The 22,915-nt window shown below is 40.5% G+C and carries 21 protein-coding genes and 2 riboswitches; of the genes, 7 read left to right on the top strand and 14 right to left on the bottom strand.

Going from position 1 to position 22,915, the window contains the following annotated elements:
* Nucleotides 1–54 precede the first annotated feature (54 nt).
* Nucleotides 55–426 (top strand): hypothetical protein, encoded by a 372-nt coding sequence (locus tag CYAN7822_RS05735; RefSeq protein ID WP_013321294.1) that lies wholly within the window; start codon nucleotides 55–57, stop codon nucleotides 424–426.
* Nucleotides 427–520: 94 nt separating this feature from the next.
* Here CYAN7822_RS05735 and CYAN7822_RS05730 read toward each other — a convergent pair whose 3' ends face one another.
* The 4 genes from CYAN7822_RS05730 to ntrB form a co-directional block, all read right to left on the bottom strand.
* Nucleotides 521–1,108 carry a chorismate--pyruvate lyase family protein gene (locus CYAN7822_RS05730; RefSeq protein WP_013321293.1) on the bottom strand — a complete coding sequence of 196 codons (588 nt, stop codon included), beginning with the start codon at nucleotides 1,106–1,108 and terminating at the stop codon, nucleotides 521–523.
* 306 nt (nucleotides 1,109–1,414) lie between these two features.
* On the bottom strand, nucleotides 1,415–2,254 hold the full coding sequence (locus CYAN7822_RS05725) for an ABC transporter ATP-binding protein (RefSeq protein ID WP_013321292.1): 840 nt from the start codon (nucleotides 2,252–2,254) through the stop codon (nucleotides 1,415–1,417).
* Nucleotides 2,255–2,291: 37 nt separating this feature from the next.
* Nucleotides 2,292–3,725, bottom strand: coding sequence for an ABC transporter substrate-binding protein (locus CYAN7822_RS05720; protein WP_013321291.1), 1,434 nt, complete (start codon nucleotides 3,723–3,725; stop codon nucleotides 2,292–2,294).
* Nucleotides 3,726–3,776: 51 nt separating this feature from the next.
* Nucleotides 3,777–4,616 (bottom strand): nitrate ABC transporter permease, encoded by an 840-nt coding sequence (ntrB, locus tag CYAN7822_RS05715; RefSeq protein WP_013321290.1) that lies wholly within the window; start codon nucleotides 4,614–4,616, stop codon nucleotides 3,777–3,779.
* A 102-nt stretch (nucleotides 4,617–4,718) separates the two neighbouring features.
* Nucleotides 4,719–4,890, bottom strand: a riboswitch (cyclic di-AMP (ydaO/yuaA leader).
* Between the two features lie 260 nt (nucleotides 4,891–5,150).
* Here ntrB and CYAN7822_RS05710 point away from each other — a divergent pair.
* Both CYAN7822_RS05710 and CYAN7822_RS05705 read left to right on the top strand, forming a co-directional pair.
* Nucleotides 5,151–7,232, top strand: coding sequence for a DICT sensory domain-containing protein (locus CYAN7822_RS05710; protein ID WP_041933525.1), 2,082 nt, complete (start codon nucleotides 5,151–5,153; stop codon nucleotides 7,230–7,232).
* Between the two features lie 62 nt (nucleotides 7,233–7,294).
* Nucleotides 7,295–8,065, top strand: a complete 771-nt coding sequence (locus CYAN7822_RS05705; RefSeq protein WP_013321288.1) for an SDR family NAD(P)-dependent oxidoreductase — start codon at nucleotides 7,295–7,297, stop codon at nucleotides 8,063–8,065.
* 58 nt (nucleotides 8,066–8,123) lie between these two features.
* On the opposite strand, the gene CYAN7822_RS05700 is transcribed toward CYAN7822_RS05705, so the two are convergent.
* The 7 genes from CYAN7822_RS05700 to CYAN7822_RS05670 form a co-directional block, all read right to left on the bottom strand.
* Nucleotides 8,124–9,437, bottom strand: coding sequence for a PrsW family glutamic-type intramembrane protease (locus CYAN7822_RS05700; RefSeq protein WP_013321287.1), 1,314 nt, complete (start codon nucleotides 9,435–9,437; stop codon nucleotides 8,124–8,126).
* Nucleotides 9,438–9,491: 54 nt separating this feature from the next.
* The gene (locus CYAN7822_RS05695; protein ID WP_013321286.1) at nucleotides 9,492–10,160 is read right to left on the bottom strand and encodes an HAS-barrel domain-containing protein; all 669 of its coding nucleotides are present in this window, start codon (nucleotides 10,158–10,160) and stop codon (nucleotides 9,492–9,494) included.
* 260 nt (nucleotides 10,161–10,420) lie between these two features.
* Nucleotides 10,421–10,612 carry an NAD(P)H dehydrogenase subunit NdhS gene (locus tag CYAN7822_RS05690; protein WP_013321285.1) on the bottom strand — a complete coding sequence of 64 codons (192 nt, stop codon included), beginning with the start codon at nucleotides 10,610–10,612 and terminating at the stop codon, nucleotides 10,421–10,423.
* 140 nt (nucleotides 10,613–10,752) lie between these two features.
* Nucleotides 10,753–12,444, bottom strand: coding sequence for an AAA-like domain-containing protein (locus CYAN7822_RS05685; RefSeq protein WP_013321284.1), 1,692 nt, complete (start codon nucleotides 12,442–12,444; stop codon nucleotides 10,753–10,755).
* A 427-nt stretch (nucleotides 12,445–12,871) separates the two neighbouring features.
* Nucleotides 12,872–14,923: an FAD-dependent oxidoreductase gene (locus CYAN7822_RS05680; RefSeq protein ID WP_013321283.1), complete on the bottom strand. Its 2,052-nt coding sequence runs from the start codon at nucleotides 14,921–14,923 to the stop codon at nucleotides 12,872–12,874.
* Between the two features lie 138 nt (nucleotides 14,924–15,061).
* Nucleotides 15,062–15,520 carry a hypothetical protein gene (locus CYAN7822_RS05675; protein ID WP_041933147.1) on the bottom strand — a complete coding sequence of 153 codons (459 nt, stop codon included), beginning with the start codon at nucleotides 15,518–15,520 and terminating at the stop codon, nucleotides 15,062–15,064.
* Nucleotides 15,521–16,258: 738 nt separating this feature from the next.
* Nucleotides 16,259–16,969 carry an SIMPL domain-containing protein gene (locus CYAN7822_RS05670; RefSeq protein WP_013321281.1) on the bottom strand — a complete coding sequence of 237 codons (711 nt, stop codon included), beginning with the start codon at nucleotides 16,967–16,969 and terminating at the stop codon, nucleotides 16,259–16,261.
* A gap of 96 nt (nucleotides 16,970–17,065) precedes the next feature.
* Here CYAN7822_RS05670 and rsmD point away from each other — a divergent pair, with 96 nt between their 5' ends.
* Both rsmD and CYAN7822_RS05660 read left to right on the top strand, forming a co-directional pair.
* Nucleotides 17,066–17,605, top strand: coding sequence for a 16S rRNA (guanine(966)-N(2))-methyltransferase RsmD (gene rsmD, locus CYAN7822_RS05665; protein ID WP_013321280.1), 540 nt, complete (start codon nucleotides 17,066–17,068; stop codon nucleotides 17,603–17,605).
* Nucleotides 17,606–17,617: 12 nt separating this feature from the next.
* Entirely contained in the window at nucleotides 17,618–19,234 is a 1,617-nt protein-coding gene (locus CYAN7822_RS05660; protein ID WP_013321279.1) for a DUF655 domain-containing protein, read from the top strand.
* Nucleotides 19,235–19,387: 153 nt separating this feature from the next.
* Here CYAN7822_RS05660 and CYAN7822_RS38595 read toward each other — a convergent pair whose 3' ends face one another.
* On the bottom strand, nucleotides 19,388–19,543 hold the full coding sequence (locus tag CYAN7822_RS38595; RefSeq protein WP_013321278.1) for a hypothetical protein: 156 nt from the start codon (nucleotides 19,541–19,543) through the stop codon (nucleotides 19,388–19,390).
* A gap of 36 nt (nucleotides 19,544–19,579) precedes the next feature.
* Nucleotides 19,580–19,637, bottom strand: a riboswitch (Glutamine riboswitch).
* Nucleotides 19,638–19,881: 244 nt separating this feature from the next.
* Between CYAN7822_RS38595 and ffh the strand changes: the two genes are divergently transcribed.
* Together ffh and CYAN7822_RS05650 are read left to right on the top strand one after the other, a co-directional pair.
* Nucleotides 19,882–21,345 (top strand): signal recognition particle protein, encoded by a 1,464-nt coding sequence (gene ffh / locus CYAN7822_RS05655; protein WP_013321277.1) that lies wholly within the window; start codon nucleotides 19,882–19,884, stop codon nucleotides 21,343–21,345.
* A 234-nt stretch (nucleotides 21,346–21,579) separates the two neighbouring features.
* A complete protein-coding gene (locus CYAN7822_RS05650) occupies nucleotides 21,580–21,996 on the top strand; it encodes a mannose-binding lectin (protein ID WP_013321276.1) in 417 nt (138 codons plus the stop codon).
* Between the two features lie 189 nt (nucleotides 21,997–22,185).
* Here CYAN7822_RS05650 and CYAN7822_RS05645 read toward each other — a convergent pair whose 3' ends face one another.
* Nucleotides 22,186–22,584: a helix-turn-helix domain-containing protein gene (locus tag CYAN7822_RS05645; RefSeq protein WP_013321275.1), complete on the bottom strand. Its 399-nt coding sequence runs from the start codon at nucleotides 22,582–22,584 to the stop codon at nucleotides 22,186–22,188.
* Nucleotides 22,568–22,867, bottom strand: a complete 300-nt coding sequence (locus tag CYAN7822_RS05640) for a type II toxin-antitoxin system HigB family toxin (protein ID WP_013321274.1) — start codon at nucleotides 22,865–22,867, stop codon at nucleotides 22,568–22,570. The genes CYAN7822_RS05645 and CYAN7822_RS05640 overlap by 17 nt, the downstream gene beginning before the upstream one ends.
* Nucleotides 22,868–22,915: the final 48 nt, after the last annotated feature.

Genomic DNA, 22,915 nt, shown 5'->3' with positions numbered 1-22,915 from the left:
CTGACGACTCAAATCTTAATTAGTCAATCACACCATAACACCCAACAAATACCTATGAAGACTGTTTCTGGCCTGAAAAACAAGTCTGTATTTATTATTGGATTGTTGACGATTGGAGTTCTAGGGAGTCCTATGGCGGTGAGCGCCAATGAGACTGCTACCATGACCAATCCTAGCCCGTTGGTTTCTCCTACAGGAACTGTTGGCGATTTAAACGGAGTCTCTGAGCGAGATCTTGCCCAAAATTTAGGCGGTATCGGTGGCACATCTGAGGATTTACAGGTGCCTCCTCAATCTGATTTGCGACCTGAAATGAGTGCTTATGAAGCAAAAACTCGCGCCCTTAATCTTACATTAGACCGCTCAGATGAAAAACTAGGAGATACTAGCCGCATTACTCGTCGGCTTCCTCTTGTTCATTTCTAATCATTACTTAATAGTCTAGGGTTTATCGAGTGGGTGTGAGGAGTCTGGCGTTTGGGGATTATTCGTTTCAGTATTAATGGCTCAGTTTAAGCTTTTACTTATCGATAAAATAGCTTTCGGGAAATTTTTCTGTAATCATCATAATCGGTTGACCTTTCGAGAAGACGCGATAAGTGCGAGAAAGTAATTTGTCTTCGGATTTAATGAGAAAATAATCTGACAATTCGCCCGCTAATTCCCGCTTTGAATCGATAATTTCTTTAAAAGTTTCTACTCTATGTTCTAGCCAAAGTCGGCCGATGGGTTCTTGAGATTTTAGCAATCTTTCTCGATAGATTTCATCGAGTCTTGCCGGCACAATAACCGACTCGGCATAAATCCAGTTTCGACGGCTAATCTTGCCTTGTAGTAAAACTTTTCGGTTCATTATATTTGTACCGATGTTGAGGTCTAAAGCTTTAATTTCTTGGGCACTGGCTACAATTTCTTGAGACAGTTTAACAAGTTGAATTTTTTCGTATAAATAAGCTTCTAATATTTCTGTTAAAGTTCCATCTGTTGTTAAAATAATTCTTTGAAAGGTAGTGATTTGAGCGGGATCGATGTGGCTATGGCTTAAAGATTCCTGTAAATCTGCCCTTAATAAGTCGCTTTTGCTTACCGGAATTTCTTTGGCTTGCATAATTAAATATCGCTCCTTGATTTAACCATCTTTTTGGCGAAAGAATTGATTTTTTGCTAACAGAGGAATTTGGCTTTTCTTGTAGAATTGGGTAGCTTAATTCCCACACTTTAACTAATCTTAGCATAATCTTACCCGAAAAAACGAGGTCAAATCGGCAAAAAATCAGGGACTATGCCGGCTAAGATCAGCTTATAGCAGGTTGGAGAGGATTAATTAAATGCAGCAGTAGAGACGTTGCAGACCACATCTCTACTTTGTTGACACTCTAAAAAAAGGATAAATAACCCAGATTTACCACCAGCATTACTCATCCTGGGTAAAATAGCGATCAAGGAAATCTAAAGCATGATTACGAAGGTCATAATACTCTTTAGACTCTCGTAATTCATGAGGGTCTCTAGGATGAGCAAAAGGAACCTCTAAAATTTCCCCAATATTAGCATTAGGTCCATTCTTCATTAAAATAATTCTGTCTGACATCAAAATCGCTTCATCCACATCGTGAGTAATCATCATTACCGCTAGGCGGCTATGTTCGCAAATTTCTAAAACTTGTCGCTGTAATTTTCCTCGGGTTAAAGCATCTAACGCACCAAAAGGTTCATCCATCAGTAACATTTTAGGACGAATCGCTAAAGCTCTAGCAATTCCCACTCTCTGCTTCATCCCCCCAGAAATTTCATCGGGATACTGACGAGCCGCTTTCGTTAAATTTACCATCGCTAAATGTTCGCTGACGATCTGTTTTTTTTCCTTAGAAGACGCTTTTTTATAAACTTCATCTACCGCTAACCTGACATTTTCTTCTACCGTTAACCAAGGCAATAAAGAATAGTGTTGAAAAACCATCATTCTTTCTGCACCGGGTTTGCGAATTTCTTTTCCTTCTAAGGTCACTAAACCCGATGTCGCTTTTTCTAGCCCCCCCACAATTTTAAGTAGGGTCGATTTTCCACAGCCGGAATGTCCAATAATGGAAATATATTCATCGGATCTTACATTAAGATTAATGCCATCGAGTACCACCAATTTTTCCCCGTCAGGCAGAGCATAAGCTTTGACTAAATTTTCAATCACTAAAAAGTCGTTAGAGATCATTTTATTAGCCTTGGTATTGAATTCTGGATAAGCAAAGTGAGCCATTGTTTTACCTGAGTTAAAAGTATAATAAGAGTATTAATTAAGATAAAGCAAATTTCTTAGGAGAATTGGAACTAATCTCAAAACTCTTCAGATATCCAATCGGATCGCTAGGGTCAAATTTCCGTTTGTCAATAAAAACTTCTGCCGCTTCAACTTTATAATCTTCAGCAGGACATTGAATGCCCATTTCTGCGGCAATTTCTCGATAGAGGTCTGTTCTCCAGGCTTTGTGGGCTAGTTCTTCGGCATTTTTGGGAAACTCTTTAATCTGTCCCCAACGGGCCGATTGAGTCATTAACCAAAGACTATGAGATTGCCATAAAAATGTTGAGTGATTACCTGGGATTGTTTTTAATTTATCGGGTAAGTCAAAAAACAGAGTCGTCTCAAGAGTATTGACGGTTCTTTTTTTGCCATCAAATCCACCATAGTTGTATTCCCCAACAATCCCGGGCCGCGTAAATTTATCCACAGGTCCCGTTTTAGGTTTGGCTCCAGTAAAAGAGCGATCAGTAATTAATGTTGCTACTTCTTCCCGATTTTTTGGGTCGCTACAATACTGACAAGCTTCTATCATGGCCTTAACCAAACTGCGGTAAGTTTTGGGATTTTCTTCGATAAAAGATTCCATTACCGCTAATAATCTATCGGGATGCCCTTCCCAAATTTCTCGCCCTTGAGCAAAGGTAAATCCCACCTGTTGACCTTTTTTTCCTAATGGGTTGAGGGCGCGAGTATTCCAAGGTTCTGCCACCATATAAGCTTGCATGGCTCCTAAGCGCATATTACTCACCATTTGCGGCGGCGGAATAATAATTACCCGGAATTCTTCATCGGGGTTAATTCCCGTCGCGGCGGCTAAGTAACGGAAAAAATATTCATAAATCGACGAACTGAGAACAACGGCTAAAATCTTTTGTTCTGTAGGTAATTTAGCAAAATAATTTTGGAAGTCTCGCTCAAATCCTTCAAGATTGCCATTGTATTCGTGCCAAGGGCGTAAATTACTATCCCACATGGCTTTATTCATGGTCATAGCATTTCCATGACGGTGAATGGTCATGGCGGCACATAGAGGAGCATGACGCGCTCCTTCTGCACCGGTGCGGGCGTTGGTGACTGCACCTGAGACAACCGGCGAAGCATCTAAGCGTCCAAAGATAATCCCGTCTCGTGAGGTTCCCCAACTGGCCTCTCTACTGAGGGTGACATTGAGTCCGTATTTGCGGAAAAATCCTTTAGACCACGCCACAGCAAAGGGGGCGCAATCATTAACCGGTACAAATCCTACTGTTAAATTCGGTTTTTCTAGGGTTTTGGGGTCAATAATCGGTTCAACCGCTTGAGCTTCTTTGGTGAGTCCTACAGGGCTACGATTGGTGTTAACACAAGAAGATAGCGCGAGTCCGCTTGCTGCCGCGCCCAGACCTTGCAAAAATTGTCGGCGCGACCAACTCTGATCATGATTCATCTTATTCTTTTCCTGCTGTGGCTGAATTGATTTAGTTAGTTTGTGGGATGACTAATTTAATTTAGCTTTTCGGTGAGTGACAAGCACTTGTATTTGACCCAAAATATAGTCTAAAAGTAATCCCGTTAATCCAATAACTAGGACAGCAAGAAACACGGAATTAAGATTTAAACGGTTCCATTCATCCCAGACAAAAAAGCCGATTCCTAAACCCCCGGTCAGCATTTCTACCGCTACGATCACTAGCCAAGCAATGCCTAAACTAATTCTCAACCCCGTAAAAATGTAAGGCAAACTCGCAGGCAGAATGATTTTATAAATTTGTCTCCAACGCGGCATCTCTAAGACTTTAGCCACATCTAAATAGTCTGAGTTCACGCTAGAAACGCCCAAGGCAGTATTAATAATTGTCGGCCAGAGGGAAGTAATAAAAATGACAAAGATTGCTGAAGGGTCGGCTTGATTAAAAATGGCTAAAGATATCGGCAGCCATGCTAAAGGGGATACGGGTTTAAATATTTGAATAACCGGATTTAGCGCACTCATAGCGGGTTTCGACATTCCAATCAAAAAACCAACCGGAATGGCAACCATTGCACTTAAAACAAAGCCTATTAATACCCGTCTTAAACTGGCAATTAATAACCAACCTATGCCTAAATTACCAGGGCCTCGAACGTAAAAAGGATTAAAGATATAATCTAAATTAGCTACTAATGCTTCTGGGGGTGTGGGCATTAAATCCGGATTGAGTAGGGCCACAATCCACCAGAGAATTAAAACCCCTAAAAAACCGGCTAAGGGTAATAAAACTTGATCTTTAATGATAAGCGGCTTTGTGGTTTTCCACGCGGATTTAGCCACCAGTAAAACCAAAGAAATATTCAGCATTGACATTGTTTCACCAATACATCGAAGGCAGGTACTTAAAAGCAGACCAGGACCAGCCAGGAATACTGATGATGTCAACTAATTGTAAAAATGCTGACTCTACCAGTCTCCTCTCAATGCCTACGGAGTTAGCTGACGGACTAGGGCTGAGAGTTGCCCTTCAAGGATTACCTTATTACTATTACTTAGAGTAAGGTCTAATCCTCAATACGCCCCTTTGGGTGGTTCCCCCGTTCCAATTAACACTGTTAACCGAACTCGGCTGACTTATTCTGCTATTCACTCCCCATAATATCACACTTTTGTAGGTTGTCAATGAGAATTTTTAGCTCCTTTGGAGAACAGGACGGGACCGAAGCACTCCCTACAGAAAAAAGCACAGAAGAGGAACCGCTTTTTTGTACGATAGGTTCATAGGATACAAAAAAACCGATAGGCGATCGCTTTAATCGTCAACTAGACTGTTGTAAGTAGGCAAACCTTCCTCAAATGGGAAAACAAGCAATTGGGCCAGGAGATAACCAAAAATCATCAATGAGCATCTCAACGTCTGTAGTATCAGAACTGTTGCAAGCCATACCCCATTGGCGGCCTCAAATGTACTTTAAAGCTTCCTTAACAGCGCTGTCCCACGCAATGGAAGATCAGGTACTAGCGGGAGAAGATTGTCCTTTAGTCATTGCTAGTTTTCAACGAGAGCGGTTTTATCGACAAGAAGCCCATCGATATCGACGTATAGCCAGCAAAAGCCAGCAAATTTATGTTCTTGCCGCGCCTGAAACCGATTTTGCCAATAATTCTGGAGTCTTTGAGACCATTGCCTTTGAAAAAAGCGATGGGTTAGCGTTGGAGTGGCATTTAGTGGTGATTGGACAACAGTATGCAAGCTGTCTCATCTGTCGAGAGCGAGCGATAGGGACTGAAAAACAGAGTGATATGAATGTTATGGATAATAGCCGCCGTTTTGAAGGGATATGGACTTTTGATCGACAGGTGAGTCAAAAAGCGGCTGAGATTCTTTTGAAGAGAATTTTACTCTATAGACCCGAACTCGCCTCAAAAATAGAAGAGGCACGTCGTCTTTATTTGCCTTCGAGCGCCCCCGAAAATGCTCTGCTGACGAAAGAAAATCAATTTTTGTCCCAAACTCCTACGGTTCAACCAGATCCCTTTGTTCAGCGCTTGGTAACTTATTTACAGGTAGCTCAGTACAAATTAATTAAAGCCAATCGCTCTTTAACCCTTAAAGAACATAAAGAACGTTTAATTAACTCAGTCACCCATGCGATTCGACAGTCCTTAGATCCCGAAGAAATCTTACAAGTGGCGGTGCAAATGCTCGGAGAAGGATTAGGGGTTTGTCGTTGTATCGTTTACCGTTGCAGCGAGAACGACGCGATCGCTAAGATTAAACATGAATTTTTAAACGACGGAATTAAATCCATTAAAGGACAACTTTGGCCCTTAAAAAATAATCCTCTGTTTGAAGCGATTATTTCTCAGCGAGAATCCATCAGTGTTGATGATACGCTCAAAGACCCTCGCCTACAACCGCCGCTTAAATCTAACCGCGCCGCCTCATTAAAAACCATTGTTAAAAGTTGCTCGATAGCTTCTTGGTTGCTGGTTCCGATTCTTTATCAAGGTAGATTATTAGGCATGGTGGAGTTACACCACTGTGGTCCGGCTCCGGCCAGTTGGAAAAGTGAAGATATTGCCCTAGTCAATGCCATCGCTACTCAAATCGGTGTTGCCCTAATTCAAGCAGAAGCCTATGCTAATCTTCATGACCTTAACGAGCAATTAGAAGCGCTTGACCGTACTCGCTCTAATTTAGTGGCTATTACCGGTCATGAGTTGCGGACTCCTTTATCGACGATTCAGGTTTGTTTAGAAAGTTTAGCCACTGAACCCGATATGTCTCCTGAATTGCGTCAAGTCATGCTGAATACGGCTTTACAAGATGCTGAACGAATGCGAACCCTAGTACAAGACTTCTTGACGCTTTCACAATTAGAAAGTGGTCGAATCGAGTGGCATCCAGAACCCCTCTCACTTTATGAATGTGTTGAGTTGTCCCTGAGTCATGTTCGCTCCCGTAATACAGAAGGAAAATTACCCAGAATCCAAAATTTTGTCGCTCCGGACCTTCCCCTCGTTTTAGCGGATGGAGAATGGTTAGTGGAAGTTCTCTCTAAATTGCTCGATAATGCCTGTAAGTTTACTAGCCCTGATGGCAGTGTCACCATTGAAGTGAATTATAATTCTTTACAACAATTAGAAGTCACCATATCTGATACCGGACGAGGCATCGAACCCAATCGTTTAGAAACCGTGTTTGACCGTTTTTATCAAGAAGAAGGCGCTTTACGACGTTCAGCAGGAGGCACAGGTTTAGGTTTGGCTATTTGTCGGCAAATTGTTAGCGGCTGGGGGGGGCAGATTTGGGCGCAATCAGAAGGAAAAAATCATGGCAGTCAGTTTCATTTTACGGTTCCCCTTGTAGCAGAGTCTTTTGGTTCAGAGTTTGACATGAGCAATAGTGATGAGGTAGAGGATTCTGCCAGTTCTACTCCACAAAAACGACGGCGAACTTCGAGAAAAAAAAGGAATTAGATTTATTGTTACTCGGGTTCACCAGAATTTAACCCTATCTGTACCTCAGTTCAGCCAAAAATATGTCTAATGCCATTGAATTTAAACCCATCAATGTTTTAATTATCGGAGCTTCTCGGGGAATAGGATTAGGCTTTGTCAAGCAATTACTTAAAAACGAAGAGGTAGAACAAATTTTTGCTACCTATCGTCAAGAAACTTCGGCTGATTCTTTATTGAGTTTGAAAAATGAAGCAGAAAGTAAGTTAATTTGTTTACCCTTAGATATTACTAACGAAGAAGAAATTACCGAAGTGGTAAAGCAAATTCAAACTCGAGTCAATCAGTTACACTTAGTCATTAACTGTGTAGGCATATTACATGAAGGCTCACTACAACCGTCAAAAAGCCTCCGACAAGTAAATTCAGAAAAATTAAGCCGCTATTTTCAGGTTAATAGTATAGGTTCGGTCTTACTGGCTAAACATTTAGTGCCTTTATTTCGTCATCATCAGCCAAGTGTGTTGGCGAGTATTTCTGCTAAGTTAGGCAGTATTGGCGATAATGAGCTTGGCGGCTGGTATGGTTATCGAGCTTCTAAAGCCGCTCTGAATATGTTGATGCGAACAGTGGCCATCGAATACAAAAGAATTAATCCTCAAACCCGAGTGATAACTTTACATCCCGGCACCACCGATACAGATTTATCTAAACCGTTTCATAAAAATATTCCGCCCGAAAAAATCTTTTCCGTAGAGCGTACTGTCAAGCAATTACTAACTGTAATTAACAATTTAACCGAAAATGATAGCGGACATTTTTTTTCTTGGGATGGAACCCGTTTACCTTGGTAAATAGTCGTAAAAATTAAGTTATCTAATCATCTTTAGTCCCAGGTATTTCCGAAAAAAATTAGCCCATCTTTCGCGCTCTGAGAATAGCTCCGGTTAGAAGACAAAAAGCCAAAATTCCCACCAACCCTAAAGCCCAAACCCCCAATAGGGCGCTGGTGTTCCACAAGGCATGAGTCGTGGCGGCAATTAAATAGCCTGTGGCTAAAATCTTCCAGCGTCGTCTAGGTTTGATGACACTTAAACCGATATAATAACCAAAGTAGCCGCTATAGGCCATGTGACCAAACACAGAGCCAACGATACGAACAATTAGCAGTTGTAATCCGATCAATTCCCCACCTTGCTGCACGGCATCCGGAATATATTGTCCCAAGGTTTCCAACAAAGTAAACCCTAAACCCGAAGCCGCCCCTAAAACAATCCCATCTAAAGGATCTTGGATCGCCAATCGAGGTAAGTTAAACTTTTGACTCAAGCCCATTAAAATAAATAAAGGCAGGGCTTTAAACAATTCCTCGGCAAGACCGGCTCCAAAAAATTGAGCGGTGAAAGTGGAGAGAAAGCCGCTATGTTCTTGTAAAGCTTTACCGGGTAGTAAATCTCTAAAAAACCAGATAAACAGAGACCATAGAGGGGTAAATAATAGGATGGGTGTGAGCATCACAGGAATTAGTAAAACCCACCAAGGCTTTCGTTTACCACAGAGTTTATAAATGAAGTAAAAACCGCCAAAACCCAAGAAAAGCGCAATCAGAAAGTTAAATAAGACGGCATTCCCCAGACTACTCAATAGTAAAACCACCCAGATAACGGTAATGACTCCAGGCACAAAATAAGGCTGTTGTCTGAGGTCTTTTTTAGTAGAAATAATGGGCAAAAGCATAGAGATAGATAAAGTGCTTGTGGGGTTTCGCCCGACTTCTACGTTTAAGGAAGTAGCCGATACTTGAGGCATTAAATCATTACCCATGAATCGCAGTTGGGTATCGCCTAGAGTAATGGTGTTACCATTGTTTAAAGGTTGAGAACCCCGAACCAGTTTTTGCTTATTAATTAATATAGGATTATTTTCTCGTAAATTTTCGATCAAAAATTGATTTTGAGGGGAATTAAAAGTAATTTGACTGTGCAACCTTGACACTTTGGGGTCACTCAGCACAATATCGCACAGGTCTGGGTCTCGTCCTAGGCGAATGGTACCTGCTTTTTTGTTGGTGGAATCATTGATATCTATAGAGCGTGTTTTTTCTATTCCATTTTCTCGCCAATGTAGCGTCAGTTGATGAGTATCAGAAGCCAGCATATTTCCACAATTGAGACAATATCTGGCGGTATCAGAATTATTGGAACCACAATGGAGACAGTTTTTCATGGTAGTGAGATCCTTCCCCGATTAATGCTAATTTTAACAATGATTATGGATTTATTACCAATGAATTTGAGTTAAAATATAGCGTAAACGATCATAATCATCCTTTAACAACATATTTAATTGTCTTCCCACTTGAACTAACCACTGCCGGTCCCCTTGACGTAATTGATAAATTTCCCGAACCGATGCAGCCACTAAAGCCTCTACAGGTACATCTTTTACCAGTAAAAGAGTGCGTAAAAAGTCGAGTTCTTCACTAAAATGAACAATTTCTGATGGATGACAACGATACACAGCTTGATGAATTTGGGGGGGACGAGGGGGAATATATTGATAAATTTGTCCAGGACGACTGCCATTTCCATGCCCATTGGCTAATGGGGTTTCAAACCCTACGATAGCCGCCCGAAATTCCGTTTTCAGCATGGCAAAAATTTGGGGTTGTTGTTCCCTCAATTCAGTTAAAGATAAGCCTAAAGCCCTGGCCCGATGGATAGAATCTATAGGAGAAGTAGTCACATAAGTTACTACTGCTAAAATTTTATTTCCCGATTCTTCATCGATAGATTTAACCCAACTTCCAAAAGGAGGCATCTGTGGAAAATTTAATTCTTCGGGTTCTAAACATTGGGCTAAAAATTGAGTCGTTGCTGTTTCTATCACCTCAGCAATATGTTCTGGGTGACGGTTATCTATAGCAAATTGAGGCAGAGGTAGGCGCATATTTTTTTCAGAACTTAACAGGCTAAAGGCAATAGATAATAGACTAGAGGCTAGAAAGAGTAGTTAAGATGACTGTTGAGTGCCTACTCAGTTCAGGTTCTCCTGACTAATGACTAATAACTAATAACTAATAACTAATGACTAATAACTAATGACTAAGAACTAATGACTAATGACTAATGACTAATGACTAATGACTAATGACTAATGACTAATGACTAATGACTAATAACTAATGACTAATGACTAATAACTAATAACTATTTTTTCTTTTTACCAGTAATTTCTACTTCTTCTAACTCGGAAAGTTGAAAAGTAATTAGCTTATCCCAATTGCCTCCTTCAAACAAGACTGCTGCTTTGTTATCACTGACGCGCTGTACCAGTCCTTCAAAAGCGTAGTATGTATCGTCGGGGTTGATCACTTTAACAGTCGTTCCTGGGAAAATCATGATCTTTGTTATTTAGGGGTTGATAAGTATACTAATTCTTAGGGTGACATTTTCTCCCAGTAATTGCAAGCTATTGAGATGCCACTTGCCCACTTGACTATAGAAGAGGTTTTTGTTGATCTTGGGCCTGGCTAAAGCGGCTAAAGGCCCAAACGCTCCTGAAAATAAAGCCGATACAAGTTACAGGATACAGTATATTGCTCATTATCAAGACTGACTAAGCCTAAATATTTGAGCTTAAAACCCTGATGATAGTCTAACTGCACAGGAGACGAGGAAAACAATACTTGTCTAAAAGCCTTCGCTAAGTCTTGTTCTTGCTGTAATTTCCACAGCAGAGTATGTAAGTGATCGCTGTATATCCCTACATCTGTAGTGGCAGTCTCCAGTAACCTTGTAAAGGTGATTTTTCTTTGAGAGAGATGATACAAGGTTAGGCGAATGAGATAGGGATGACCTTCTAAAAGTTCCATTAACTGCCCAATTTGAGTAGGGGTTAATCTGAGTTGATGCTTTTTGACTAAAACTTGTACTTCTTCTACACTAAAGCCAGGTAAATTAATGCCTAGACCAACATTGAGAGGAGATTGGTTAATATTGATCGGAATGTAAGTATCGGTTGACTGCACCATCACTAGACGCATTTTAGCCCAAGTGGAATTGACTTTAGATTTTTCATGCCAACTTCGCAGTAAAGTGAAGAAATCTTGAGTCAGAGCAATGTGATCAAAAATTTCACTCACTTCTTCTAAAGCGATAACGATGGGATTTTCAATCACAGAGAGCAAATAACTTTGTAGGTAAACAGTGCTACTAGCTTTAACGCCGATATCTTCATCCCAATACTCATCTAAATTTGGAGATAGATTCAACTGTCGCGCGATACTGAGGCAAAACCAGCGTAATAATACCTCTAAATTACTGAGTATACTTTTATCTAGCTGTTGAAAATCCAATAAGACTGTATGATAATTTTGGGCGGCAGCATAGGCTAAAATGCGATTAAGTAGAGAAGTTTTACCTCTTTGTCTGGGAGCGCAAATACGAATTAAAGCTCCGGGTTTAACAATAGCCTGATAACTTTGCTGTTGATAGGGAATTCGCTCAATATAAAAAGGAGAGGTTGACGAGTTACTGGCATCAGGAAGTTCAGGTTTGGTAAAGGGTAACGGTTGAACTTCCCGAGGAGAAAAAACCGTTTTTAGGGGCTGTTGAATTTTGTATAATTGATGGCTGAAAACTGATGATTCTGATGCAGTGAGCAGTTGAGTAGACAGTTGGCTTAACTGATGGAGGATTTTTTCTATTATTACTCTAGTATCTTTTTGAGAATACCATTGCCATTGTTGAATCTGATTGACATAGTATTCAAGTTCAGGGCTAATGGGAGCATTGAAACCGAGATTGACACGAACTGCAATGATTAGCGGCTTGGGATTTTGACGGCTTTGACGAATTGAAATAGCTCGCTTCAAGCCTTCTGTCATCAACTCACTAATTAACGATTCTCCGGTTAACAAAAATACTAAACAATCACACTCTTGATATTCAGTTTCTAGCTTTTGAGTCCAAGTCTTTCTCTGACCAACATTTTGTCTATTTCCCATCAACAAGTCATAACCCGCCAATTTTAAAGCTTGAGCAATGGTTTTAGCAATATTTCTTTCTAATTCTCGTTTAGGATAACCTAACCAAATTTTGGGGGGAGTTTGAGAAGTAAATCGCTCAGTATTTACAGCTTGTTTAGACGGTAAAATCTGACTTGTCAGAATCGAGTTAGCATTCTGTTTAGTCACTTTTTCTAGCACGTTTTGAGATAGAATTTTCCACATATTAGTTGCTATATTTTTAAGATATGTAGCTGAATCAACCTATCTTTGTAGTATCTGAGTGTGATTTTTTTTAGCTATATTTCCCCGATTCCCAAAAACTTGACAATTGATTTTTTTAAATTTGTTTAGATTGAGCAGTTTTTATAATTGTTGTACTCTGGTAGCTTATGGGCTTATTCAGTGAGCTTAATGAGATTAATAATCTTTATCATTTTTGGTTCAAAGGACTTTAATCTGTTATATTTTCAAGGTCTTTAGACTTATTTTCCAAAATTTAAAGGAAAACCACAACAGATTTTTAGGATTTTAAGAGAAAGTTAAGCTGGACAATTAAGGGAATAGGCCCGAAACTGTTAATAATTTATAACTATTCTCGCATAGCTATTGACGAATGACTAATAACTAGCCATTAACGACCCTTAAAAATTTATTTCCAATCATCCCAATTATCATTAAAGATAGAGGTATCAGGAAAAGCAGTAGGGTTACCACTTTCATCGATCTTAGCGCGCAACTCTTGTAACTTTTTCTGGCTAAAAAGCGGTTCAGTTACCAATTGATAGGGTAGAATCTGCTGATCGAGAGCAAATGCTGCCGTTATGCCGGCTGCCGCACCCGATGACCACTCAAAAGAATGTACTCGATAGGCCGCCGCCGCAATATGACTAACCGCAATACTTTTACCAGCCACTAACAAGTTATCAATTTTTTGGGGAATCATAGCCCTAAGAGGAATTTGAAAGGGATAGGCCTGTCCTTGTCCTCGTCTTTCTCCTTCTTTTTCCTTATTGCCGGCTTTTTCTGGGGGTGATTCAATCATACAAGGGTGGAAGTCAATGGCATAATGACCAATTCCTACCGAATCTGCATAAATCGTGGATCGTTTACGTCGTTGCACTGCATCTGGTGAGACATTCCCGTTAAGCACATCTATTCCTTCTAAAAAAGCTAAGGCGGCTTGTAAGCGACGGTAGGTATCAGGGGATAAGGTTTTACGGTAGTAGTCGTCTTTATAGTCACGACGAGAAATATCAATTTCTGTAATCATAAACCCGTCATCGTATATAAAAGAAGGCCGTCCGATGATACGTCTTCCCTCTCGGATATAAGGATATTTAGATAAACCATGTACGGTTCCCATCGGCGAGTCTAACCCTGAGAGAAAACGGTTGTTAGGGTTAGGTTTTTTGACACCTTCTCCTAATTGGGAATCTGTAGTTCCGGCTACTAGCCAATAGTAATATCCTAGGGCGTGGTCTTCTCCTTTTTTAAGGGTTTCTGTTCTTAGTCCTCCCATCCATCCCCCGGGGTTTAATTCTCCATTGGCTTTGAGTTGCTCCCGAGTATAGATAAAATTATCTTGGGCTGTACCGGGGCGGTAATCATTTCCCCAAGTCCAATTTTGCATCGAGATATCGCCGGGTGTGGGTTGGGTAAAGGTAATGCCGCCAAAGGTTTTTTGATCTCCGGCTTTAGGACTCCAGATGCGGCGATAAGTATAGACTAAATCAAAGTCTGCTAATCGTGGCAGTTCATAGCTATAGTAAGGCGCGTGTTGAGGGTAAAATGGGGGCATTTGTTGAGGTTGAGGGTCTTTGGTGGCCTCCATCGCAAAGGTATAGGTAAACCCTTGAGTACAATAAGGATCGCCGGTGGTACTTGAAGAGGAAGGTTCTAAATAAGTGCGAGGATCAACGCCTAAACGATAGGGGACATCTGCTAATCCAATAATTTCGCCGGTTTCGGTGGCTTCAATTACATACCAGTCGGCCGGTTCGGGTTTTTTCGGCGGTTTAGGCACAAATTTAAGAATGGTTTTGTCGAATCGTGCTGAATTGTCGTAGCGATAAGCGTCTTCAATGGTTTGGGAAAGCGGGTAGGTGTTTAGCGGCGGCGCACCTTTGGCGGGACGGTGTTGAATGGCGATCACACTGGTGATTTGTTCGCCTGTACCCCCATTATTGACTTTTTTAATCTCTAATTCTTTAACCACTGTGGAGGGAAACCATTTCAATTTTCCTTTTCCCCGTTTGGCGGCATCAGTGAGTTGTTTCATTAACAATTTGTCAGCATCACGGGGTAAAAAACAAGATTCACTCACCCAACACTCGCCCGGATTGAGTTTACCATAATGTTTGGCAAGGCGCTCTCTCAATTCTAAATAACCTTTGGGATAAATCAATTTTTGGCGCTGAGTGGGACGTTCATCTAAGGCCGAAGTTCCTTGAGCAGAAATTTGTCCTCCCACCCAGTCGGTTATTTCGGTTAAACAGACTGTTTTTCCCTGTAATAAGCTTTCATAAGCGGCGGCTGAGCCGGCCAGTCCACCCCCAATAATTAAAATTTGGCACTCAACGGTTTGATCAGGATTTCTTGGCGGTGCGGCTACAGTCAAAGGCGCGGCTAATTGCCAGAGAATAAGATTAACAGGAACAAGAGTAAGGGAACGCCACCAGGAGCTAACCGTTGTCTTTAACATTTCCGAGAATTTTCGAGCTTATTGTTCATGGTTTTTAGAACAGAACGGTTTTTCAGGTCTTTTGTTCCCTTTTGACTCATGTTTCTTTGGGCTTTGATCGATTATTAATTAGGAATTTAGGCGGCTATATCGTTAGGATTAGTAAACATATATAGCTCCGGTTTCATGAATATTAAATGTGGTGTTTCCGGGCGTATTACTATCAACTTTGACAATTTTTACGGTTACCACATTATCTTTATTAACATCTACATTAAATTTTAAGTTAAATGGTGTCCCCCCAGAAGCCGTGCTGCTCTGACTACTAGGATTGATTAATAGATAGGCAGGTAAACGGAATTGTTCTTCTAGGGTAACGGTCTGTTTCGGTTGAATGGGTTGAGGCGGAACATCATAAGAGGTGGTAAAGTCATATTCTAAGGGGATATCTGTTTCATTGACCAGTTGAATGGCGAGGGGACGCTTTACTTCTACCCGAGCCACAGGTTGCCAAAAGCCCGGCTGATAAGTTTTAGCGGGAGGGTTTTGAGCAACATTTTTTAGAGCTAAGGTTAAGCTAATAGTCGCTAAAAGAGTCACTGAGATTAGGGATTTCATTTTCATTTGAAATGACGATTTTTTGACAATATTCTTGAGTATTTGTTGATGGCTCTTGTTGAAAATGAGAGCGAATTTAAGCGGAAAAATTGAAAAATTTAAAGGGTTTATTCCTAAAAATTATTGTAGCAAAAAAGAAGACTATTCCTTCTCATACTAAATTCCGAGCAGAAAACCGATGATTTTATCCCTATTTGCCCTTATGTATAGCGTTTCTCAAATCAATGAGGTACACCTCAATTTTATTTTTGATTACCTGTTCCCTGTTCCCTGCTTGCACTGAGCTTGTCGAAGTGTTCCCTCTTCCCTAAAATCGAAAAACTATGTACCTCACTAAAATGAGAAATGCTATATCAGTCTGTGGACACCCTTTATAGTAAAATTATATCTGTTGCCAATAAAAACTTATGGCAAAAAAAAAGACTACCCTGAATAATCCAGAGTAATCATATTTAAGAACCAACGCACCAAGCAAGACCAAAAACTTTAATATCTGCTGAACCCACTACATCTCACTAAGCTAAGAGATGGTAGAGTAAGTTTTTATAGCGATTTTGTTAAGCAGAAGTTTATGAAAGCTTGTGTAAACTAAGTCTAGTATGTGCCTAAAAGCCGAGCAACACCACCTAAGTTTAGGAACTTAAGCAGAAAGTTAAGCTTAACATTTTGTAATATAAGCTGAAAACTTTATCCTGCAAGCAATTGACCACTGAAAACTTTTTAACTGAACACAGTAAGTTAGTAGCTAATCTGTAATGTCACTGAAGCATTGACCGTTTGTTCGCCGCCTACAACAGGTGTACTAGCCGCATCCGCCTTAGCCGCAAATCCCTGATTTTCAAGCAGTCTCGGCTGTGGTACATTGGCACCATTGATAGAGATGCTGACAATTTCTTTTGCATTTAAATTAAGAGATTTCAAAACCACTTCAGCTTGTTGTTGAGCATCTGCGGTTGCTTGCTGTAAGGCTTGTCGTTGAGCTTGGGTAATGGCTGATTCAGAAGCGGTTAAACTAATATTATCAATCCGAGTGGCTCCGGTTCTAATAACATCGTCTAATAATACGCCCACTTGCTCAACCGGAAAACGGAAACTGACGGTATTGACTCCTACATAACCGATTAAGCGTCTTTGATTGTTACTGTAATCATAATTGGGTTGTAGTCGAATTCCTGTGGTTTTTAGCTGTTGTACATTACGATTTCGCAATAATTCAATCACAGCATTGCTCCGTTTAGCGACTTCCTGCTGTACCGTAGCGGCATTATTGCCTTGAATTTCTACTCCTAATTCTACTTGTGCAATGGTAGCAGGGATTCTTTGTTCTCCTTGTCCGGTAACGGTTAAAGTTCGTAGGATTTTTTCTTGAGCGAACGCCGGGCTAATAGACATCAAGCTGAGGCAACTCAAAACAACAATTATTTTTTTCAAAGAAGTAACGGGTAACATCAATAACAGAAGCGGCAATAAAGTTCTTATTCATTCAATACCATATTTCTGCACGCCAAGTAAAATTGTAACAAGTAGAAAATAAGTTAAACTCACATGAGAATTTACGGCAATCGCATCTTAAAAACCTTACCTGGACAATTAACCCGTCCTACTTCTGCTAAAGTCCGAGAAGCTTTATTTAATATTTGGCAGGGGGCAATTGTTGACTGTCGCTGGTTAGATTTATGTGCTGGCAATGGTTCAATGGGGGCTGAAGCTTTATGTCGAGGAGCCAAAGAAGCAGTGGCTATTGAACAATATGGGCGAGCTTGTGAAATTATTAAACAAAACTGGCAACAAGTGGCTAACTCTGCTCAAGAGTTTCAGATTATTCGAGGAGATGTGGTGAGCAAATTATCAACCCTATCTGAAAAAAAGTTTGATAGGATTTATTTTGATCCTCCTTATAATAGTGGTTTATATGAACCGGTGTTAGAAGCAATAGCCACTTATAAAATTCTGGATGATGCGGGTGAAATAGCCGTCGAACATGACCCGAAATTATGGCAGCCGCTCAATCTTCGTGGACTGGCCATTTCTCGAGAAAAAAGCTATGGCAATACCGCTTTAACTTTTTATCAAGTTGATGAGTGAGCGGCTAATTTTATGTTAAAGTATCAACGAATTTTTGCCGGTTTTATTCTTGTTCTATCTGCCTGTTCCCATAAGACTGAAATTCAACGCCCTAAACCTTTGCCGCAAGACCCTTCCCTTGAAGTTTATTTTAATCAAAATCAGGCTCAAGGAGCCGATTATAGTGATCCTTATCGAAAAATTAAACGCCCAGGAGATAATCTCGAACAAATTTTAATCGACAGCATCAATACAGCACAATCAACTGTTGATATTGCCGTGCAAGAATTTCGTTTACCTAACCTGGCTCAAGCTTTGGTGAAACGGCATCAAGCAGGCGTTAAAGTGAGAGTGATTTTGGAAAATACTTATCGTCGTCCTTTTAGTGATTTAACGAGTCGAGAAGTTCAAGAACTCTCGGAAAGAGAAGGCGATCGTTATGAGGATTTTTTCGCTTTAGCTGATACCAATAAAGACCAAAAACTCAGTGCAGAAGAAATTCATCAATCAGATGCTCTTGTGATTTTACGTCAGGGGGGAATTCCCATTATTGATGATACGGCTGATGGTTCAAAAGGAAGCGCGTTAATGCACCATAAATTTATGATTATCGATAGAAATAATCTGATCGTCACTTCAGCTAATTTTACTTTAAGTGATATTCATGGAGACTTTTTGAGGAGCGATAGTCGAGGCAATGCTAATCATTTACTTAAAATCAAAAGCCCCCAATTAGCGAAGTTATTTACAGAAGAATTTAATTTATTATGGGGAGACGGGCCAGGGGGTAAACTAGATAGTTTATTTGGCATCAATAAACCGGCTAGAGTTCCTCAAACCATTGCCTTAAATAATTCCGAGATCACCCTAAAATTTTCTCCCAATTCTACGGCTTATCCTTGGGATAAAAGTAGTAATGGATTAATTAACCAAACGCTTATTACCTCGCATTCATCAGTGGACTTAGCCTTATTTGTATTTTCTGAACAGCAACTCGCAAATACATTAGAAAAACGGCATCAAAAAGGAGTAAATATAAGAGCTTTAATTGACCCCGGTTTTGCCTTTAACAATTACAGTGAAGGGTTAGATATGTTAGGGGTTGCCCTCAGCAATAAATGCCGCTATGAAGCGGATAATCATCCTTGGCAGTCTCCGCTAACTAGCGTAGGAATTCCTCAATTATCACCGACGGATAAATTACATCATAAATTTGCTATTATTGATCAAAATACTATTATTACAGGCTCTCATAATTGGTCAGCCTCAGCCAACAACCAAAATGATGAAACCTTAATCATCATTAAAAGTCCTTTAGTAGCAGCCCATTTTAAGCAAGAATTTGAACGTCTTTATCAAAATGCTATCTTAGGCATCCCTACTTATGTGGCAGAAAAAATTAAAAAAGATCAACAAAACTGTTCCCATTTCTCAAGCACTACTTCTCAAGCAAGCGGCGGAAAATTAATAAATCTTAATACTGCCAGTCTCGAGGAATTAGAAACATTACCCGGTATAGGAACTTCTTTAGCTAAAAAAATCCTCAAAACCCGTCAAGAAAAACCTTTTACCTCTCTAGAAGACTTGCAAAGAGTACCTGGCATTCGTCAAGGTAAACTCAAAAAGTTACGAGGGAAAGTCTCTTGGTAAGCTTTTCCAAGTTAATCAACTTAAATTTATAGTCTTTCTTCTATCAATCAAGTACATTTAATAGTATTTTCTCTGGCTTTTTACCTCAATTAAATACCAAGTAAAGGGCTGCATAAAACAGCCCCATAACTGGTGAAAATGACACAAATATTACTAAACTGTATGGCGCAGAACTTCTCGCATTTGCGCTCGAACCAAAGTAGCCCAAAGCTCAAAATTAAATTCTTTGGCTTGAGGGTTAAGCGTATTAAGAGATTTCTGCTGTAAACGAGATTGTTTAGAATCAGTAATCAGAGAGTTAGGTTTCATTAAATGCCTCCTTCTTAGTGTGTCTTCTAGAAATGAGGCGCGTTCCTTCGGGAACTTTCCCTACTTCCGTCTCTGGTATAAAGAGATGAACGATTTATCCTTCTTTATTCATCATACCAGACTGTTCGTTAACTAGGGAGTCTATCAAAAGTCTTTGATCAAAGTGTGATAGTCTATACTAATAGGGACAAAAATACCATTTTTATTAAAATTTGCTACAGATAATTTACAGGGTTAGGGAGGGTGGAAATTGTAACATTTTTTGGTTAAATTGGTATTGTAAATTGTTAAAAAAGTAATAAATAACCAGTACAACAACTGATAACTAACCATCTATTATGTTTGATGCTCTTGCTGAACGTTTAGAAGACGCTTGGAAAAAATTACGGGGTCAGGATAAAATCAGCCAATCTAATATACAAGATGCCCTCAAAGAAGTGCGGCGGGCGTTAATCTCGGCTGATGTCAACCTCCAAGTGGTGAAAAATTTTATCGCTGAGGTAGAAAAGCAAGCTTTAGGGGCGGAAGTGATTTCTGGGGTTAACCCCGGTCAACAGTTTATTAAAATTGTCTATGACCAATTAGTCAAAGTGATGGGGGAAAGTAATGTTCCCCTGGCCCAAGCGTCCACCCCACCCACCGTTATTTTAATGGCAGGGCTACAGGGAACGGGGAAAACCACCGCTACAGCTAAACTAGCCTTATTCCTACGCAAAGAAAATCGCAGTTGTTTAATGGTCGCCACAGACGTTTATCGTCCTGCGGCAATTGATCAGTTAATCACGTTAGGGCAACAGATTGATGTACCGGTCTTTGAATTAGGGACAGAGGCCGACCCGGTTGAAATTGCCCGTCAAGGGGTACAAAAAGCCAAAGAATTAGGAGTCGATACAGTCATCATCGATACGGCGGGGCGGCTGCAAATTGATGAAGATATGATGGCAGAACTAGCCCGCATCAAAGCTACCGTTAAGCCGCATGATACCTTGTTAGTGGTGGATTCCATGACTGGGCAAGAAGCCGCTACCCTAACCCACACCTTCCACGAACAAATCGGTATTACTGGGGCTATCCTGACGAAATTAGATGGGGACACGCGCGGCGGGGCAGCCCTTTCTGTGCGGCAAGTCTCCGGTCAACCGATTAAATTTGTCGGGGTTGGAGAAAAGGTAGAAGCCTTACAGCCCTTTTATCCTGACCGCATGGCCTCTCGTATTCTCAATATGGGGGATATTATTACCCTGGTAGAAAAAGCCCAGGAAGAATTAGACCTCAGCGATGTTGAGAAAATGCAGTCGAAGATTTTGCAGGCGCAGTTCGACTTTAATGACTTCCTCAAACAAATGAAGTTATTAAAAAATATGGGGTCATTAGGCGGGATTTTAAAGTTAATTCCCGGTATGGGGAAACTCAGTGGGGCCGATATTGCTAAGGGAGAAACCGAGTTAAAACGCACTGAATCAATGATTAACTCCATGACTGCCGAAGAACGCACCAATCCGGATTTATTGGCCAGTTCTCCTAGCCGCCGTCGCCGTATCGCCAAAGGTTCTGGTCATAGTGAGTCGGATGTCTCCGCTTTAATTAAGAACTTTTCCCGAATGCGGGGGATGATGCAGCAAATGGGACGGGGCGGAATGCCGGCTATGCCGGGAATGCCCGGAATGGGAGGAATGCCCGGAATGGGAGGAATGCCCGGAATGGGCGGCCCTGGCCCGGGTTTCCGAGGTTATGCCGGTGGCGGTGCTAAAAAAGCCGGCAAGAAAAAGCCCAAGAAGAAAAAAGGTTTTGGGGATTTATAAGTTAAGTTTAGGGTGGGTGCGGCTCACCCTTTTTTCTCAAAAAATTTTAGATACATCAAAGGGTTTTTTGGCAGTTTTTTTAACAAAAATTATTATTATAAATGAGGATTAAATATAAATTTAACAAAAATTATAGAAAAGGATTATTGACAGTATTCTCGGAAAAAAGGTAGCATTTAAGATGAAATTTCCCAGATTAATCTAGGAATAAAAAGTTTTTGAGGTTAACAGAATATGAAGAAAATTAAGCTACTCCTAAAAGTTGCTGTAGCATTTTTATTTGCTTTTCTTTTGTCTTTCAACTTGATGGTTAAAGGCGCGATGGCCACAGGCGAATTTAGCCGCACTTGTGAAGATATTGAGCTTAAAGGTTCCACGCTAATAGCCAACTGCGACACCAGTTACGGCGATGATGTCGATAGTTCCCTCAACTTAGATGAATTTATTGGTAATCTGGATGGAACATTATCTTGGGGTGACCATAATTTTTCTCAAACCTGTAGGGCAGTTGGTTTAGGACAGTTGCTCAGTACCAAAGCTTATATACTTTCTGCTGAGTGTGAACGCGCTGATCAACAGAGTTATATTTCAACCGATATAGTCTTAGATGAGCATATCGCTAATATTGAAGGGACTTTGACTTACGAATAAGAGTTTTGATTAATGTAGGGTGGGTAAAGCTTGCCCTAAGCCTGATCCTTCGCTTCACTTAGGACTAAGCCGTAGCGAAGGGGCAGCGAAGGGTTGGCAATAACCTCCTGAAAAAGGTTTAACATCAGTTCCAATTTTGCCTACTTTTAGAATTAATAAGATATGCAAGCGGCTCCTAACACCAGTGACTCAAATAAATAAACTTGGTGAAACCTTGAAATATTTTCCTAGTGCCTTCGCTTGTGCCTTGCTAATGGAACGCTTGCCATTAACAACCTCAGATACAACGCCACTTGATCCAATCACACCTACTAAATCAGCTTGACGTGTGCCGGAATACTCCATGATATGTTGAAGAATCTGGTGAGGTGTCGATGGGTTAAGCGGATAATTTTCCTCTTCATATACCTCAATAATTTGCACGAGCAACTTATGTAAAACGGCTTCTTCTGGAGTACGGTTTTTAGAGAAAGTTAGCCGCTCCACGATAGCAAGCGTACGTTCATATTCTTCCTCAGTCTCAATTACTTTAGGCGCAACTTCGGCTAGTAAATTCCGATAAGCATTTTGGTCAAAAGTAAGGCTCATTTTTCCAATTTTCTTGATCGTATTCAGCGTGAGTTAGGAAATATTTGTAGAAAATTACTTGGTTTTCGTAATCAATCCCGACAATTAGACGGTAGTCATTACCTTTAATATTGAAGACTGTAAAGTTACCAACTGCTTCAGCATCTCGGTAAATCTTACGAAGATCCTCTAAGTTTTGCCATTGAGCCTTCTTAACAGTTGTGTACCAATTATCGATTTGCTTGTTAACATCAGGATATTGAGCAGCATCATTACGAAGCTTACGAATTGAGATTAGGTGCATTGACGTTATAATACCCCTGTAGATAATCTCATTTTGAGAGCAAAATGT

Source organism: Gloeothece verrucosa PCC 7822 (genome assembly GCF_000147335.1).
In the GTDB taxonomy this organism is placed as follows: Bacteria; Cyanobacteriota; Cyanobacteriia; order Cyanobacteriales; family Microcystaceae; genus Gloeothece; species Gloeothece verrucosa.
The sequence above is the reverse complement of the archived record's forward strand: the minus strand, read 5'-3'. Positions and strand labels throughout refer to the sequence as shown.

Excerpts from the sequence above, each read along its gene's own strand:
- CYAN7822_RS05685 (WP_013321284.1), bottom strand. The coding sequence starts at position 12,444 with ATGTGGAAAATTCTATCTCAAAACGTGCTAGAAAAAGTGACTAAACAG.
- CYAN7822_RS05650 (WP_013321276.1), top strand. The coding sequence starts at position 21,580 with ATGAAGAAAATTAAGCTACTCCTAAAAGTTGCTGTAGCATTTTTATTT.
- CYAN7822_RS05700 (WP_013321287.1), bottom strand. The coding sequence starts at position 9,437 with ATGAAAAACTGTCTCCATTGTGGTTCCAATAATTCTGATACCGCCAGA.
- ffh (WP_013321277.1), top strand. The coding sequence starts at position 19,882 with ATGTTTGATGCTCTTGCTGAACGTTTAGAAGACGCTTGGAAAAAATTA.
- CYAN7822_RS05730 (WP_013321293.1), bottom strand. The coding sequence starts at position 1,108 with ATGCAAGCCAAAGAAATTCCGGTAAGCAAAAGCGACTTATTAAGGGCA.
- CYAN7822_RS05670 (WP_013321281.1), bottom strand. The coding sequence starts at position 16,969 with ATGTTACCCGTTACTTCTTTGAAAAAAATAATTGTTGTTTTGAGTTGC.
- CYAN7822_RS05720 (WP_013321291.1), bottom strand. The coding sequence starts at position 3,725 with ATGAATCATGATCAGAGTTGGTCGCGCCGACAATTTTTGCAAGGTCTG.
- CYAN7822_RS38595 (WP_013321278.1), bottom strand. The coding sequence starts at position 19,543 with ATGAAACCTAACTCTCTGATTACTGATTCTAAACAATCTCGTTTACAG.
- CYAN7822_RS05695 (WP_013321286.1), bottom strand. The coding sequence starts at position 10,160 with ATGCGCCTACCTCTGCCTCAATTTGCTATAGATAACCGTCACCCAGAA.
- CYAN7822_RS05680 (WP_013321283.1), bottom strand. The coding sequence starts at position 14,923 with ATGTTAAAGACAACGGTTAGCTCCTGGTGGCGTTCCCTTACTCTTGTT.
- CYAN7822_RS05725 (WP_013321292.1), bottom strand. The coding sequence starts at position 2,254 with ATGGCTCACTTTGCTTATCCAGAATTCAATACCAAGGCTAATAAAATG.
- CYAN7822_RS05710 (WP_041933525.1), top strand. The coding sequence starts at position 5,151 with ATGAGCATCTCAACGTCTGTAGTATCAGAACTGTTGCAAGCCATACCC.
- CYAN7822_RS05735 (WP_013321294.1), top strand. The coding sequence starts at position 55 with ATGAAGACTGTTTCTGGCCTGAAAAACAAGTCTGTATTTATTATTGGA.
- CYAN7822_RS05675 (WP_041933147.1), bottom strand. The coding sequence starts at position 15,520 with ATGAAATCCCTAATCTCAGTGACTCTTTTAGCGACTATTAGCTTAACC.
- CYAN7822_RS05640 (WP_013321274.1), bottom strand. The coding sequence starts at position 22,867 with ATGCACCTAATCTCAATTCGTAAGCTTCGTAATGATGCTGCTCAATAT.
- ntrB (WP_013321290.1), bottom strand. The coding sequence starts at position 4,616 with ATGCTGAATATTTCTTTGGTTTTACTGGTGGCTAAATCCGCGTGGAAA.
- CYAN7822_RS05645 (WP_013321275.1), bottom strand. The coding sequence starts at position 22,584 with ATGAGCCTTACTTTTGACCAAAATGCTTATCGGAATTTACTAGCCGAA.
- rsmD (WP_013321280.1), top strand. The coding sequence starts at position 17,066 with ATGAGAATTTACGGCAATCGCATCTTAAAAACCTTACCTGGACAATTA.
- CYAN7822_RS05705 (WP_013321288.1), top strand. The coding sequence starts at position 7,295 with ATGTCTAATGCCATTGAATTTAAACCCATCAATGTTTTAATTATCGGA.
- CYAN7822_RS05660 (WP_013321279.1), top strand. The coding sequence starts at position 17,618 with ATGTTAAAGTATCAACGAATTTTTGCCGGTTTTATTCTTGTTCTATCT.
- CYAN7822_RS05690 (WP_013321285.1), bottom strand. The coding sequence starts at position 10,612 with ATGATTTTCCCAGGAACGACTGTTAAAGTGATCAACCCCGACGATACA.